This window comes from Paenibacillus dendrobii (genome assembly GCF_009807035.1).
Lineage (GTDB): Bacteria > Bacillota > Bacilli > Paenibacillales > Paenibacillaceae > Paenibacillus_AQ > Paenibacillus_AQ dendrobii.
Map to the genome: position 1 here is coordinate 94,012 of NZ_WUBI01000006.1, position 16,017 is coordinate 110,028.

At 56.0% G+C, this 16,017-nt stretch carries 9 protein-coding genes and 1 pseudogene; all 10 read left to right on the top strand.

What is annotated here, in order from left to right; translation table 11 throughout:
• On the top strand, nt 1–2,395 hold a 2,395-nt coding region (locus GRF59_RS26380; protein ID WP_202128894.1), incomplete at its 5' end, for an S-layer homology domain-containing protein.
• A 726-nt stretch (nt 2,396–3,121) separates the two neighbouring features.
• On the top strand, nt 3,122–3,745 hold the full coding sequence (locus GRF59_RS26385) for a hypothetical protein (RefSeq protein WP_160500711.1): 624 nt from the start codon (nt 3,122–3,124) through the stop codon (nt 3,743–3,745).
• Nucleotides 3,746–3,906: 161 nt separating this feature from the next.
• Nucleotides 3,907–4,172 (top strand): annotated as a pseudogene (locus GRF59_RS26390) (DUF4317 family protein); the annotation flags it as partial.
• A 569-nt stretch (nt 4,173–4,741) separates the two neighbouring features.
• The gene (locus GRF59_RS26395; protein WP_160500872.1) at nt 4,742–5,923 is read left to right on the top strand and encodes an ROK family protein; all 1,182 of its coding nucleotides are present in this window, start codon (nt 4,742–4,744) and stop codon (nt 5,921–5,923) included.
• 189 nt (nt 5,924–6,112) lie between these two features.
• Nucleotides 6,113–7,195, top strand: a complete 1,083-nt coding sequence (locus GRF59_RS26400; RefSeq protein ID WP_160500712.1) for an extracellular solute-binding protein — start codon at nt 6,113–6,115, stop codon at nt 7,193–7,195.
• 163 nt (nt 7,196–7,358) lie between these two features.
• Nucleotides 7,359–8,441, top strand: coding sequence for an ABC transporter ATP-binding protein (locus tag GRF59_RS26405; protein WP_160500713.1), 1,083 nt, complete (start codon nt 7,359–7,361; stop codon nt 8,439–8,441).
• A gap of 16 nt (nt 8,442–8,457) precedes the next feature.
• Nucleotides 8,458–10,203, top strand: a complete 1,746-nt coding sequence (locus GRF59_RS26410) for an ABC transporter permease (RefSeq protein WP_160500714.1) — start codon at nt 8,458–8,460, stop codon at nt 10,201–10,203.
• Nucleotides 10,204–10,402: 199 nt separating this feature from the next.
• Nucleotides 10,403–12,934, top strand: coding sequence for a PIG-L family deacetylase (locus tag GRF59_RS26415; RefSeq protein WP_237392087.1), 2,532 nt, complete (start codon nt 10,403–10,405; stop codon nt 12,932–12,934).
• A 432-nt stretch (nt 12,935–13,366) separates the two neighbouring features.
• Nucleotides 13,367–14,878 carry an argininosuccinate lyase gene (gene argH / locus GRF59_RS26420; protein WP_160500716.1) on the top strand — a complete coding sequence of 504 codons (1,512 nt, stop codon included), beginning with the start codon at nt 13,367–13,369 and terminating at the stop codon, nt 14,876–14,878.
• On the top strand, nt 14,875–15,909 hold the full coding sequence (locus GRF59_RS26425) for a BadF/BadG/BcrA/BcrD ATPase family protein (RefSeq protein ID WP_160500717.1): 1,035 nt from the start codon (nt 14,875–14,877) through the stop codon (nt 15,907–15,909). The genes argH and GRF59_RS26425 overlap by 4 nt, the downstream gene beginning before the upstream one ends.
• Nucleotides 15,910–16,017 lie beyond the last annotated feature (108 nt).

The following is a 16,017-nucleotide window of genomic DNA, read 5'->3' on the forward strand; positions in this document are numbered from 1 at the left end:
TATCTACCGAGTGATTGCCAGCGGTTCGGCAGGGCCAAACGCGGTGTCGAACGGCGCGACGCTGACGGTGAACTCGTCGCCGACGATCACCAGTCAGCCGAGCGCCGCAACGATTGCCGCCGGGGGCAAAACGACCTTCTCCGTGATGGCGTCGAATGCCACCGGCTACCAATGGCAAGTAGATCAAGGCTCTGGCTATACGAATATCTCGAATGGAGCGCCGTACAGCGGAGCGACGACGGCGATACTGACGATCACCGGTGCGACGTCCGGTATGAACGGCTATATCTACCGAGTGATTGCCAGCGGTTCGGCAGGGCCAAACGCGGTGTCGAACGGCGCGACGCTGACGGTGAACTCGTCGCCGACGATCACCAGTCAGCCGAGCGCCGCAACGATTGCCGCCGGGGGCAATACGACCTTCTCCGTGATGGCGTCCCATGCGACGGGTTACCAATGGCAAGTGGATACAGGAGCAGGATTTACGAACATTTCCAATGGAGCGCCATACAGTGGGGCGACGACGGCAACGCTGACAATCACCGGAGCGACGTCCGGTATGAACGGCTATGTCTACCGGGTAGTTGCCAACGGTTTAGCAGCGCCAAACGCGACATCGAACAGCGCGACGCTGACGGTGAACTCGCCGCCGGTGATTTCCAGTCAGCCGAGCAACGCCACCATAGCTACAGGGGAGAATACAACCTTCTCCGTGACAGCGTCTGATGCGACGGGTTACCAATGGCAGGTGGATGAAGGTGCAGGATTTACGAACATTTCCAATGGAGTGCCATACAGCGGAGCGACGACGGCAACGCTGACGATTACGGGGGCAACGTCCGGTATGAACGGCTATGTCTACCGGGTAGTTGCCAACGGTTTGGCAGCACCAAACGCGGTGTCGAACGGCGCGATGCTGACGGTGAACTCGCCGCCGGCGATTTCCAGTCAGCCGAGCAACGCCACCATAGCTACAGGGGAGAATACAACCTTCTCCGTGACAGCGTCTGATGCGACTGGTTACCAATGGCAAGTGGATACAGGAGCAGGATTTACGAACATTTCCGATGGAGCGCCATACAGTGGGGCGATGACGGATACGCTGACGATCACCGGAGCAACGGCAGGGATGAACGGCTATGTCTACCGGGTAATTGCCAGCGGTTTGGCAGCGCCAAACGCGACATCGAACGGCGCGACGCTGACGGTGAACTCACCGCCGGCAATTACGAGCCATCCGAGCAACGCCATCATAGCTACAGGGGAGAACACGACCTTCTCCGTGACAGCGTCTGATGCGACGGGTTACCAATGGCAAGTGGATACAGGAGCAGGATTTACGAACATTTCCAATGGAGTGCCTTACAGTGGAGCGACGACGGATACGTTGACGATCACCGGTGCGACGTCCGGTATGAACGGCTATGTCTACCGTGTAATTGCCAGCGGTTTGGCAGCGCCAAACGCGACATCGAACAGCGCGACGCTGACGGTGAACTCGCCGCCGGTGATTACCACACCGCCTGTAAATCCGCCTTATATTGCTTCAAATAATGCAGAGCTGAAGTCGTTGACGCTATCGGCCGGAGAAGGAGAATCGCTGACGTTATCGCCGGCGTTCCGGGCGGATGTGCTTACCTACGAGGCTAACACAGATGCGTCTCAGATTGTAATCGGGACGGCTGCGAATCACTGGGCGGCAAAGACAACGTATCGGTTGAACGGACAAGTCGTGCCCGCTGGCATAAAAGCGGATCTGAACCTGGGCAAGAACGAGCTTCTTATCCAAGTTCAAGCAGAGAACGGCACGACTCGCACGTATACGGTGAACATTACCCGTACCTCTGAAGAGACGACTTACAATGACACGAAGGGACACTGGGCAGAGCAGAAAATCGGACAAGCAACACGCCTGAAAATCGTCAGCGGATACGAAGACGGTTCATTCGCTCCGGACAAGTCCGTCACGCGTGCGGAATTTCTCGTGATGCTAATGAACGCATTGAAGCCGCAAACGGACGGCGCTGCGCTAACATTTTCCGACGCAGGCAACATCGGAGATTGGGCGCGTGACGCCGTAGCGCAAGCATTGCAGGCAGGCATTGTTACGGGGTACGAGGATGGTACTTTCCGTCCGAATGCGGAGATAAGGCGCTCCGAGATGGCAGTCATGATCGCGAAGGCGCTAGGCTTGTCCGCTAGTGCGAACACTGGCAATATCGGCTTCGCGGACGAGCGGGACATTCCGCTTTGGGCCCAAGGCGCGGTCGCCGCGTTGAAGCAGCTAGGCGTCGTCGGCGGTAAAGGCGCGAACGCGTTCGATCCCGCTGGCCTATTGACCAGAGCGGAAGCCGTAACGGTTGTAGTGAACATGCTGACGCAACTGAACAAGTAAGTTTTGAAGGGTGCAGCGATACGAGCGCAAGCGGCGGTGGTATTCATTCGTACGCTGCATCAGCTTGCAGTGACCGACTGAGAGACATCAACTAAGCGGTAAGAGGGTTATCCTGAAGGCTGTGAACTACCGGCTTCAGGATAACCCTTTTTGATTAGATGAGTGGACTCTGCTTACTCCGCACGTAGAATCTGTGGCTTGTTGTAAAGGGTTGGTGTGAAAAGTAATTAAAGTCTTCTCAAAAGCCAAAAAATTTGCATACGAGCTGAGTGAAAAGCAGGAATTGCCTACTGTTTCTCCTCAGCTTTTTTGTCATAAGCGCCGAACCTCCTAGATTTTAGATTTAACCTGGCATTTCCATGTTAAACTCCCTAGATTCTGAGTTAGTGGTGAATGACTTTTTCACAATACAGTCATTTTTTTACTCAGCGGGTGAGCGTACGGCTTTCTTTGTTATTTTGGGGAATGAAGGGAATGATGATCGATGCGGATCTGCAGATAAGTGGTGTAGAATGGAAACAATGTGATGGGATCTAGTGGTGCGGACGGACAAATAGTTGAGATGTATTGGCGGAAATAATAAGGAGCTTTTTTCTATAAAAGATACCTAACAGCTAGGAAGATTATCTCTTTTTGGGTTTTGTAAATGAAGTGCTACAATAAATTGTGTAGAGAGCCTTTACGTGAATCAGGCTTTCTTTCGCAAACTTTAAAGGAGAAAAACAAATGACCATAATCGATCAATTAGCAACCTCACTTAACCGCAAAGACGAAGGCCCTAATCAGGAACTGGCAAAATATATCGTTGACCAAGATGACCGGGAAGCTGTGAAGGAACTTGTTGACAACATGCATAACCAAGACAAAAACATTCAAAGCGATTGCATGAAAGTTCTCTATGAAATCGGAGAGCTCAAACCGTCTTTAGTTGCTGAATACATAGAAGAGTTCCTGGCATTGCTGGATCATAAGAACAATCGGCTTGTATGGGGTGCAATGACGGCACTAGATGCGATCACGCTTGAAAATCCGGAAGCCATTTATGGAAAACTTGCAAAAATTGTCGATATTGCTGACAAAGGATCGGTAATCACCAGAGATCATGGAGTACATATCCTGATAAAACTTTGTTCAGTCAAACCGTATGCCGACCATGCATTTGCCTTACTCATCCAACAGCTCGAGAGCTGTCCGACAAATCAACTTCCAATGTATGCGGAGAAAGCAATATCCATCGTTAACGATCAGAACAAGGTACTTTTCATAGAGACGCTTTCCTCCCGGCTCAGTGATATTGAAAAAGATACAAAACGAAAGCGAGTGGAGAAAGTAATAAAGAAATTGAGTTGATTCAGCCCGCACCGCATATATCGAATTGAAGCAAAGCCAGTAGAAACGGCAGCTACTGTCGATTGAACCAAATCTTATTAACGTGGCAGTATCCAGAACAAAATATCGCTTTTATGTCGTAGGAGATATAAAGGTCTGGGGAGCATTGGATAACATGAAGGACCAAGGAAGCTGTGGAACGGGCGTTTGAGACCATCGTTGATGATAAAAACTATGAACTGAAGGCCAGCAGCGTGGTCCCGAAATTCATGTCAAAATCGATCAAGATCGATACCAAGGTAGCCACGATTACATCAGTCCACAGAATCTAAGGTATATTAAAGAGGTGAGCTTTCAAGCCAGACGCTGCATTATGATTGAGGTTGATGAAGATGCTGTCATCGAGGGGTTTAAGCTCACAACAGAGACGTTATTGGAAAGAGCTTAACAGGACAACTATGAAACCGAGAAGTAACAAACAATAGGCATAAAAATCACCAGAAGACAAATGATTGTACCTCCTTCAAGATTTTGTAACTCGCAAAATAATAACAGAAAAGTTGTATAAGACTATGCTGTTGCAACTGTATAATGCTTGATATAAGAACGGCCCATTCGATGGGCTGTTCTTTTTTTGTGAGCTGATTTCCAGGTATTTATGCCTGATTGTCGACCGGTTTTTCCTCGTTAATATGGAGGATTGAAATTCGGAAAGAGGGAAAAAGGTTCCGGGAAGAAAGTCATAACGAACCAAAAACGTTTTTGAACAATATTTGGCCTATCCAAAGAGATATTTCAAAGATGGAGGAGAGTTGGAAATCCGCACCGTTCGGGGGCAACTGGGCATTTCATCCGTCAGGAAAAGGGGAGGAAAAGCATGGAGTTCGAGTTTTTTCGACGCTTAGGAAGGAATTCTCATTTCTGGGTAAACGCATTGACGTTTTGGAAGCGCATTCATATACTTGAGCCTAAATTTGAATTTGTTAGTTATTTTAACAAAGTAAGGTGGTGGATGACATCGTGATCAGGGGGAGAACCGGAAACACCAAATTCGTCAAACAGATGAACCGAGAAGGTATACTGCATCAGCTCCGGCAGGAGCCCCGCTTGTCACGAGCCGAATTAGCAGCCAAAACCAACCTCAGCCGCCCCTGCGTGTCGGCGCTCGTAGAAGAAATGATCCAGGAAGGGCTGATTCGCGAGGTCGGTACCGGGGAATCCAAAGGTGGGCGCAGACCCATCCTGCTTGAATACAATGTGCAGGCGTATGCGGTCGTGGGTGCCGTGTTCGAGGGAAGCGATCTCGAAATGGCGGTAGCCGATATGAAGGGCGAGCTGATCGCGCAGCGGCATACCCGTTTGAAACAGCCGGTGGACGGGGACTCCGCGCTGAAAGCGCTGGAGGAGACGCTCGCGCGTTTGCTCGCAGCAGGCGGGATAGACCGCGACCGGGTCGTCGGCATCGGCGTCGGCCTCCCCGGCATCACCCAGCGCCGGAGCGGCACCGTCAGCCATGCCCCGAGCACGGGCTGGATGGACCTGCCGGTAGGCCGGGAAATCGAGGAGCGCCTGCGGCTGCCGGTCGTGCTCGACAACGACGTCAACATGATGACGCAGGGCGAATTTTTTGGCGGTGCGGGGGCGGGCGTTTCCAGCTTGGTCTATATGTACGTCGGCACCGGCATCGGCGCAGGGATCATCCTGGACAAGCAGCTGTACCGGGGAAGCCGGGAGGCCTCCGGGGAAATCGGCTACATGCGGATCGGCGACTCGCCGGCCCGCCGCAAGGGAGAATTCGGCGTGTTCGAGAAGAACTTCTCGGTTACCGGCATTCACGGCAAAGCCCAAGCGCTTGGCCTGGTGGTCGATCCCGAAGAGAGCATTTTGCGGCAGCTCATCCGGTTGAGCGGAGAAGGCAGCGGGCCCGCGGAAGTCCTGCTGAACGAGGTGTATCACGGCTGGGCCTCCGGCATCGCCAACACGGTCAGCGTGCTCGATCCCGAAATGCTGGTGTTGAGCGGCGAGATGCTTCACTTGGACGAATCGGGGCTGAACCGGATTCGCGAGCTGCTGCTGGAGTGGGTGCCGGTGGTGCCGGACATCCGCCTGGCCGAGCTGCGCGAGCGCGCGGGCCTGATGGGCGCGGTGCACAGCGTGCTGGAGGCGCACTCGTTCGCATCAATGCCGGCCGGTAGTTAAAATTTTGGCATTTAAAAATGGGCTCATTATGTGCTCAGGCGGGCGGAGTAGCGAAGGGGTCGGAATCGTTTTGAAGGTATAAGTCTAAATCATGAAATTTGGTAACAACAGCGATCGGAAAAACGATCCGGAACCGCAGCGGCCAACCCGCCAACTATATTGAATTTAAAACCAAGGGGGATTCAAACGATGACAAAAAAATGGTTCAAGCTCGGCATGCTGTCCATGGCGCTGACGATGACGGTCGGTTTAACGGCATGCGGCGGGGGAGACAAGGAGCCTTCCGCATCCGGCGGCGGTGATAGCAGCTCCAAAGGATCGAAAAAGCTCGTCATCTACACCGCCCGCGACAAAAACGTCGTCGAGCAGATCGTGCCGAAGTTCAAGGAGCTGAATCCGGGCCTCGACGTCGAAGTAATGACGATGGGCGCGCAGCAGATCATGGAGCGGGTACGCGGCGAAAAGGCCAATCCGCAGGCGGATTTCTGGTGGGGCGGCACGCAGTCCTCTTTTATCACGGCGGCGAACGAAGGCCTGCTGGAATCGTATAAGCCGAGCTATGCGGACAGCATCCCGGCCGAATACAAAGACGCGCAGGACCGCTGGTACGGCGAGATGCTGCTGCCCGAGGTGATCATGTATAACTCCGAAGCGCTGAAGAAGGAGGATGCGCCGAAGGATTGGGACGACCTGCTCGATCCGAAATGGAAGGACCAAATCCTGATCCGCGGCGTCATGGCGTCCGGCACGATGCGGACAATCTATGACGCGATGATTTACCGCCAGGACTCGGCGAGCCCGGACAAAGGCTACGAATGGCTGAAAAAACTCGACGCCAACACGAAAGAATACACGCAGGACCCGACGCAGCTGTATCTGAAGCTGGCCCGCCAGGAAGGCAAACTGTCGCTGTGGAACCTCCAGGACATCCTGATCCAGAAGGAAATGCAGAAGCAGCCGTTCGATTACATCTATCCGGCCAGCGGCGCGCCGATCCTGGTGGATGGCGTCGGCATCGTCAAGGACGCCAAGAACATGGAGAACGCGAAGAAATTCTTCGACTTCATTTTCGATGAAGGTCAGCTGAAGGAAAAGGCGGACAAGCTGTTCCAGATCCCGACCCGGACCGATATCGACAAGAGTCAGTTCCCGGATTGGTACAAAAACCTCGATACCAAGCCGCTCGATCTGGACTGGACGGTGCTGGCGGACAAAGAAAAGGAATGGATGCAGCATTGGGACGAGAACATCAAGGGTAAGGGCGGAAAATAACGGAATAGGGTGCTTCGCTTTAGGCGATACAAGAGGCAGCGGCGGGGAGCTCCCCGCCGGGTCTGCCGGATATTCCAGCGGGCAGCTAAGTAGAGTGAATGTATATGGAAGGCCGATCAGGCTTGCATCGATACGCGAAACGAATTGAAGGAGGACTAACTTTATGATCGGAGTCACGCTGGATCGCGTCAGCAAAACGTTTGGCGGTGCCAAAGGTGTGGAGGACGTGGATGTACATATCAAGCCAGGCGAGTTTTTTACCTTTCTGGGACCGAGCGGCTGCGGCAAGACGACTACATTGCGCATGATCGCCGGCTTTTACTACCCCAGCGGCGGGCGCATCCTGTTCGGGGAACAGATCGTGACGAACATGCCGCCCAACAAGCGCAACACGGGCATGGTTTTTCAAAACTACGCCTTATTCCCGCACATGACCGTCTTCGAGAATATTGCTTTCGGTCTCCAAGTCCGTAAACAAGGGAAGACGGATATACGCGAGAAGGTGACGCGCGCCCAGAAACTCGTGCATCTGGACGGCTACGGCGAGCGCCGCATCGACCAGCTGTCGGGCGGCCAGCAGCAGCGGGTCGCGCTCGCGCGCGCTTTGGTGATCGAACCGAATATTCTCCTGCTCGATGAGCCGCTGTCCAACCTCGACGCGAAGCTGCGGGACGAGACGAGGCAGGAAATCAAAAGGCTGCAGCTGGAGCTCGGCATCACGACGATCTACGTAACGCATGACCAATCGGAAGCGATGTCGATGTCCGACCGGATCATGGTCATGAAGGACGGCGTCGTGCAGCAGATCGGCGCACCGCTTGAGATATACAACCGCCCGGCCAACCGTTTCGTCGCCTCGTTCATCGGCGAAACCAATCTATGGGAAGGCACGGTGGAACGCGTAGTAGGCGGCCTGGCGGACGTTCGGATCGCGCCGGATGTGCTGCTGACCGGCCTCACCGCGAACGCTTCGCCCGCATGCAAGCTGGCGGCGGGACGGAAGGTGACGCTGTCGGTACGTCCGGAGGCCATCCGGGAGGCAGACCCGCCTGAGCGAGGCGAAGCCAATACGTTATCCGTGAAGGTGCGGCTGTCGGAGTTCACCGGCGTCAGCGTGAACGTGATCGCGGAAGCCGGACCGCTGTCCGTAAAAGCTTTGTTCGTCGGGCAGGGACAGCGGATGAGGGAGCCGGGCGAGGAAATGCTGTTATGCGTGACACCGGAGAGCATTTATTTTCTGGAATAGGAGGTGAGCCGAAGCCATGAACCAACCACAACCTCAACCGCGGCGGCAGCCGACGCTTCGTCCGAACAGCCGCTGGAGTGCGTTGACGACGTCGCGGCATTTCGTCTACGTGCTGATCGCGCCGCTGTTTCTCATTCTGCTGGCCTATGTCGTATATCCGTTTTTCCAGACTTTCCTGCAGAGCATCAAGCAGGAGGGGAGCTTTTCTCTCCAAAATTATTCCCGCTTCTTCAGCCTGGAGCATACGTCGAACCTCGAAGCGCTGTGGACGAGCGTGTACATTTCGGTGCTCAGCGTTGTCACCTGCGGTATCGTGGGCATCAGCATGGCGTTCCTGCTCGAAAGGTATGATTTCCCCGGCCGCAAGCTGCTGTCGGTGCTCGTCCTCGTGCCCATGGCGCTGCCGCCGCTGATCGGGGTGTTGTCCTTTGAATTTCTGTACGGCTCGAGCGGGATCATCCCGCGCGGTCTGCAGCATTTGCTCCATCTGGAAAAGCCGCCTTTTACCTTAAAAGGCATCTGGGGCGTGCTCGTCGTCCATACGTTTACGATGTACACCTATTTCTATATGACCGCATCCTCGGCGATTAAAGGGCTTGACCCTTCGCTGGAGGAGGCAGCCGCGAACCTGGGCGCGAACCGCTTCACCATTTGGCGGCGGGTAATTCTGCCCATGCTCACGCCGGCGATTGTCGCGGCATCGCTGCTCGTGTTCATGATCTCGATGGCGTCCTATACGGCGCCGCTGATTTTCGGGATCGAGCGGACGATGACGATGCAGATTTACCTGTCGCGCACAAATGGCGACCTGGACATGGCCGCGACGCAGTCGACGCTGCTGTCCGTCGTGTCCATCCTGTTCCTCATCCTGATGAGATGGTATCAAGGCGCAAGGAACTACCAAAACATGAGCAAGGGCGTCAGCGTGCACCGGACCGAGGTAAAGAGCCGGGCCGTGCGCAATGTCTCGATGGTGCTGTCTTTTCTCGGGGTGCTCGTGCTCATGCTGCCGATCCTCGTGATCGTGCTGCTCGCTTTTTCGGAAGACGGGAAATGGACGACCCAGGTTCTGCCGCCGTCGTACACGCTCGATCATTTCAAGGATTTGTTCACCGACAGTAAAACCTGGCGCCCGATCGCGAACAGCTTCAAAATCAGCATCGTTGCCACAATCGGCAACCTGCTGTTCGGCGTCGCCGCCGCTTACGCCATCGTGCGCATGCGCTTCAAAGGCAAAACGCTGCTCGATATCCTGATCATGCTGCCTTGGGCGCTGCCGGGCACGGTCGTGGCCGTGAACCTGATCACGGCGTTCAGCGAGCCGAATGCGTTCTCGTTCGGGCAGGTGCTGATCGGCACGTTCTGGATTATGCCGCTTGCGTATTTCGTCCGGCATCTGCCGCTGATCTTCCGCTCGACGTCGTCCACGCTGATGCAGACTGACCGCTCGGTAGAGGAAGCGGCGCGAAACCTGGGCGCATCCTGGTGGTACACCTTCCGCCGCGTCGTGTTCCCGATGGCACTAAGCGGCATCCTAGCGGGCACGCTCCTGGCCTTGGTGGAGGGCATCGGCGAGTTCGTCGCCTCGATTCTGCTGTACACGAACAAGACGACGCCGATGTCGGTCGAGATTTTCCAGCGGATGTACGCATTCGAATTCGGAACCGCCTGCGCGTACGGCGTGCTGCAAATCGTCATGATCATTCTCGTACTCTACGTTTCCCGCAGACTGACCGGCGGCAATGCCGGCTCCGCGATTTAACCATAGATTGTCCTGAACCTGAAGCGGCAAGAAGCAATCCCATTCATTGCGCGCACGGCTTGTCCGATCCTGTACGGGCCTACCCGCGATAATGATACAAACTTTCACGCTTGAAGGAGGAGAAGTAACGTTGAATCCAAATCAATCGAGCAAGAAACGCAGGGGTAACAAATGGATGGCAGCATCCCTGAGCCTGGTGATGGCCGGAACGCTGGCTTTGCAGGCCGGTCCGGGAAAGGCATCCGCCGACAGGGGGGTGGTTGATTTATGGAAAGCGATCAAACCGCTCACCACCGTTGCAAGCGCAATGAACACGGGAGCTCACCCGGACGATGAACACAGCGCGACGCTCGCGTATCTATCGCTGGGTCTCGGCGTGGATACATACAGCGTGATCGCGAACCGCGGGGAAGGCGGGCAGAACGAAATCGGCAGCGAGCTGGGCAATGCCCTCGGCATTATCCGTACGCGGGAACTGCAGGAGGCGTCGAAAATTACCAACGTGACGCTGGCGAACCTGAGCCAGAAGCTGAATGATCCGATCTTTGATTTCGGATTCTCCAAAAGCCCGGACGAAACCTTGGCCAAATGGGGCGAGGACGTCGCTTACGAGCGGCTCATCCGTCAAATTCGCGAAAAACGTCCGGACGTACTCATTCCGGCGTTCCTGAACGAGGATTCGACGCATGGACATCATCGCGCGGTGAACGTGCTGACTGTGAGGGCTTTCAAGGATGCGGGCAATCCGGAGGTATTCCCGGAGCAGCTGAAGGAAGGACTACAGCCTTGGCAGCCGAAGAAGCTGTACGTTCCTGCATCGGATAAGGCCTACGATGCCTCTTTGCCGGTCAACGCATACAATGAGCTGTACGGCGCTTCCTATGCTCAGCTCGGCGAAGAGTCCCGTTATATGCACAAGAGCCAAGGCATGGGCAGACAGGTGGACGAAGGCCAAGGAACCGCGTATTACAAGCTGGAGGCAGCAGCGGACGACTCAAAAGCAAGCGGAAAGCCGGAAACATCTCTCTTCGGCGGCATCGCTTTCACGTTCGATGATCTGGCCAAAGAAATCAATGCCAAAGGAAAAGACAATAAGGTAGCCAAGCAGCTGAACGCGCTGCAACAGGACGCAAACGAAGTGATTGCGGCTTATCCCGCATTCGATAAAGTTGCCCGCGAAGTCCATGAGATGAAAGTGGACGTGCAAACCGCGGTGGAGCTGGTGAAGTCCTCTTCTTTGGACGCTTCGGCTAAAAATGATCTGCTGCACCGGCTGGACGTGAAGGACAGACAGCTGAATAAGGCCAGCCAGGAAGCGACTTCCGTCGTCGTGAAGGTGAAGCCGGAGACCGGAGAGCTCGTTCCGGGGCAAACCGCGAAGGTAACCGTTACCGCCTTCAATGGCGGGGACGTCAACGTCGGCAAGGTCGATCTGAAGCTGAACGTGCCGGAAGGCTGGAATGCGAAGGCGGCTGGAACCGCGACTTTCGCCAAGCTGGGCAAAAACGAAACGGTCAAAACGGAGTTCGAGGTGACCGTGCCGAAGCAGGTCGAGGATTTCAATCCTTATGCGCTGCCGCTCATTTCCGCGGATATCCGGTATGAGGCGTTCGGAACGCCGGCGACGCTGCATGCGGTTCCGGACAATGCGGTCGCGGTGCTGCCGCCGGTTGCGCTGTCCCTCAGCCCGGAAGCGGCGGTGTTGAATACGCTGAAGCCGGAAGATGCCGTATCGGTGAAGGTCACGGCAACGAATTACACGCCAGGGGCCGAGACGACGAAAGTATCGTTGAAAACGCCGGAGTTCTGGACGGTAGAGCCTGCGGTGCAGGAGCTGAAGTTCGCGGCCAAATACGAAACCAAGACGGCCGAATTCACCGTCAAAGCGCCTGCGGGCGTGAAGGCGGGAAGCTACAGCCTGTCGGCGGTATCGAGCATTGGCACAACGGACAGCAGCAGAACGGTGCAGGTCATCCAATATCCGCATATCGGCAAAACGTATTACGTCAAGCCTGCGAACCTCGCCATTCAGGCGTTCGATCTGAAGGTGCCGCAAAGCCTGAAAGTCGGATACGTCTCCAGCGGGTTCGATAATATCGATCAGGTGCTGCGCCAAGTAGGCGTCAATGTGACGAATCTGGATGCCAAAACGATTCAGTTCGGCGATTTGTCGCAGTACGACACGATTGTGCTCGGCATTCGTGCATATGCATTCCGTTCGGAGCTGATTCCAAGCAACCAGCGCCTGCTCGATTTTGCCAAGAACGGCGGCAACCTGGTCGTTCAGTATCATAAGCCGGAAGACAAATGGTCGCCGGAGCTGGCTCCGTATCCGATCAAGATCGGGGAGCCGCTGATCCAGTGGCGCGTCACGGACGAGAATTCCAAGGTGACCATACTGGCGCCGGATCATCCGATCTTCAATACGCCGAACAAAATCACGGCCGCCGATTGGGAGAACTGGATCCAGGACCGCTCCGCCTATAACCCGTCCGAATGGGGCAAGGAGTATACGGAGCTGATTTCGAACGGCGATCCGGGCGAAAAAGAGTTCACCGGCACGTTCCTCTCAGCCGATTATGGCAAAGGAACCTATACGTACAGCTCGCTCGTCTGGTACCGCGAAATGCCAAGCCTGGTGCCGGGCTCGATCCGCATGTTCGTGAACATGATCAGCCTGAAACAAGGCGCGGCGTCCGCAGGGACGACGGCTCCTTCGGGCAGCAAGTGATTGATTTGGACTTATCATAGTTCGTGGAATCAAGGTTAGATTGTATGAAAAAGGGTGGGCGCGAAGCGGTGTGCTTCGCGCCGCATCCTGGATGTTGGGATGAGGAAGATGGTGTGAGACTTTATTCAAGATGCACGTTAGGAATCTATAGTTGCTCAGCGGAGAGGACGAATGATTATACGGCTAAAGTAGCGGAGGAGACGGAATCGTTCAGGAGAAGCGTAGCGTTCGCCTTTGTGAGCGGATTTCGACCATGATCTCATTTCAATCAAGAAATCCGGGAGCAACAGCGATCGAAGGAACGATCCGGAACCGAAGCGGCCACTTTGCACGAAGTAAAATATTTCTGCTCAAATCCGTAGTTACTGTCGACTTGCTAAGATTCATTGGATATCGATCGATACATAAAACGATGGAAGGGAATGGGACAACATGAGGACTCGGGAACAGATTTTGCAGCAGGAAGGCGGGCACTTTCCGGGACGCACGTATACGGAAGTTGTGCTCGAACCCGCTTTTGACGAAGCGAAGATAAGTTTGCTCGGCGCCATGATGGCGATCAACAAAGCGCATCTGATCATGCTGAAGGAGCAGGGGCTCGTCAGCGAAGAAGAGGCTGGCCAGATCGCGTCGGCTATTCGTGGCCTTGACCTGGAGGGGCTTCGCCAAGCGGAATATACCGGACAATTCGAGGACCTGTTCTTTCAGGTTGAACATGAGCTGCATGCAGCGGCCGGAGACATTGCCGACAACCTGCATCTGGCCCGCAGCCGCAACGATATGGGTATCGCGATTTACCGGATCGTGCTGCGGGAGAAACTGCTCGTGACGCTTCGCGGAGCCCTTGCGCTCAAGAGCCAGCTGCTGTCGTTCGCGGAGGAGCATGCGGACACGATCATGATCGGCTACACCCATACGCAGCAGGCGCAGCCGACCACGCTGGCCCACTACATCATGGCTGTGACCGATTCGCTGGACCGCGACATCCGCCGGCTGAAGGCGGCCTATGCCAACTGCAACCGGAGCAGCATGGGCGCGGCGGCACTCACGACATCCGGCTTCGCCATCAGCCGCGAACGGGTGCAGGAGCTGCTCGGCTTCGACGAGCTGATCTATAACTCATACGACGCGATCGGCGGCGCCGATTACGTCGGCGAGATGATGACCGCAGTCCAGCTCGCGGCCATCAACCTGGGCAGATCATCGCAGGATTTTCTGCTATGGTGCACCCAGGAATTCGGCATGCTGCGCGTGGCCGATCCGTACGTGCAGATCAGCTCGATCATGCCGCAGAAGCGGAACCCGGTCTCGTTCGAGCATATGCGTGCGCTGCTCTCCAGCTGCGTCGGCAACACCCAAACCGTCCTGACCATGATGCATAATACCCCGTTCGGCGACATCGTGGATACCGAGGACGACATGCAGCCGTATGCCTGGAAGGCGCTGCAGGTGCTGGAACGGATGTACCGCCTGCTCTCCTGCGTCATCGGGACAGTGGACGTCAACAAAGAGGTGCTGCGCAAGCGTACCGAAGGCAGCTTCGCCATCGTGACCGAGCTCGCGGATACGCTGGTGCGTACCGACGGCTTATCGTTCCGAGGCTCCCACCATATCGTGAGCCGCCTCGTGAAGCACGCCGTCGCCGAAGGGCTAGCCGCGAACGAAATTACGCTGGAGCTCGTCAACGAGATCGCGCTGCAAGTGATCGGGAGGAAGCTGTCGCTCACCGCAGAGCAGCTGCGGCTGGCTCTGGACCCGGTACACTTCGTGGATATCCGCACCCTGCCCGGCGGGCCAGCGCCTTCGGAAATTCGCAGCGTCATCGCCAAGCGAAAGGAAAGCCAGCAGACACAGGAGCAGTGGCTGGATGCTGCCCGTACCCGCACGGAGGGCGCGCTAGAGAACCTGGACCGCTCGCTGGCCGGCTGGAGCGTCAGCCGATGAACCCGGCAACAGTTCCCCTGCTGGCCGTAGACGGCGGGGGAACGAAATGCCTGGCCGTGTTCGCGGACGCCGAAGGGCGTATGCTCGCAAGCGGGCGCGCGGGATCCTGCAACTACCAGGGCGTGGGCCGCGAGGCCGCGGCGCGTGAGCTGACGCGCGCGATCCGGGAGGCGAAGCGGCAATGGACGGCAGAGGGGAACGGTGGAATGACGGCCTCATCACTTGGCGTATCCCCGATAGAACATACTCCCGCAGCGGAGGAAGACGGACCGCTGCAAGTGGCCTGCGCCGTCTTCGGGCTTGCGGGCCTCGACACCGCTTACGATCGCCGCATCATCGAGGAGCTTGTCCACGAAGCGCTCACCAGCACGCAGGTGCAGGCGGATCGCGTCGTCGTAGAGAATGATGGCGTTGCCGCCCTGCTCGGCGCCTCCGGCGGCGATCCTGGCATCCTGATCATCGCCGGTACCGGCTCGATCGTGTATGGGATTAACGCCAAGGGCGACAGCGCCCGCGCAGGCGGCTGGGGCCACCGCGTCGGCGATGAAGGCAGCGGCTACTGGATCGGCAAACAGGCGATCCGGGCCGCGCTGCGCGGATACGACGGAAGAGGCGCCGCCACGCCGTTAACCGATAAGCTGTTGCAGCACCTGAAGCTGCAAAATGAAGAGGAGCTGTTCAACTGGGCTTACTCCGCTGCATATAGCGTAGATAAGACGGCCGATCTGAGCAGGCTCGTGGGAGAAGCGGCCCAGGAGGGTGACGCGTCTGCATGCCGGATACTTGAGGCAGCAGCCGTTGAGCTCTTTCTGGGAGCGCAGGCGGTCATACAGAAGCTTGGCCTGTCCAAGGCGGAATCCCCTTTTGTTGTAATTCTGCAGGGCGGCGTGCTGCAGCACAATCCCGTCGTGCGATGCCGGTTGGCGGAGCAGATCGCGGCTTTTTCGCCGCTGGCGCGGGTGAATGAAATGAAGCGGGAGCCGATTTTTGGGGTGATTGGGCAGGGGAGGAGATTGTTGAATCTCGGTTGATTTAGGCTGGCATAATTGCTTTGATCAATATCGTTTGGAATCTGTTACTCCTGGAGACTAGCGCTCCAGGGGTATTTTTGTCGGGAGGAAGATGGTCGACGTTTGTCA

What these genes read in the sequence shown, in the direction of transcription:
- GRF59_RS26385 (WP_160500711.1), top strand. Translation starts at nt 3,122, where the DNA reads ATGACCATAATCGATCAATTAGCAACCTCACTTAACCGCAAAGACGAA.
- GRF59_RS26400 (WP_160500712.1), top strand. Translation starts at nt 6,113, where the DNA reads ATGACAAAAAAATGGTTCAAGCTCGGCATGCTGTCCATGGCGCTGACG.
- GRF59_RS26405 (WP_160500713.1), top strand. Translation starts at nt 7,359, where the DNA reads ATGATCGGAGTCACGCTGGATCGCGTCAGCAAAACGTTTGGCGGTGCC.
- GRF59_RS26410 (WP_160500714.1), top strand. Translation starts at nt 8,458, where the DNA reads ATGAACCAACCACAACCTCAACCGCGGCGGCAGCCGACGCTTCGTCCG.
- GRF59_RS26415 (WP_237392087.1), top strand. Translation starts at nt 10,403, where the DNA reads ATGGCCGGAACGCTGGCTTTGCAGGCCGGTCCGGGAAAGGCATCCGCC.
- argH (WP_160500716.1), top strand. Translation starts at nt 13,367, where the DNA reads ATGAGGACTCGGGAACAGATTTTGCAGCAGGAAGGCGGGCACTTTCCG.
- GRF59_RS26425 (WP_160500717.1), top strand. Translation starts at nt 14,875, where the DNA reads ATGAACCCGGCAACAGTTCCCCTGCTGGCCGTAGACGGCGGGGGAACG.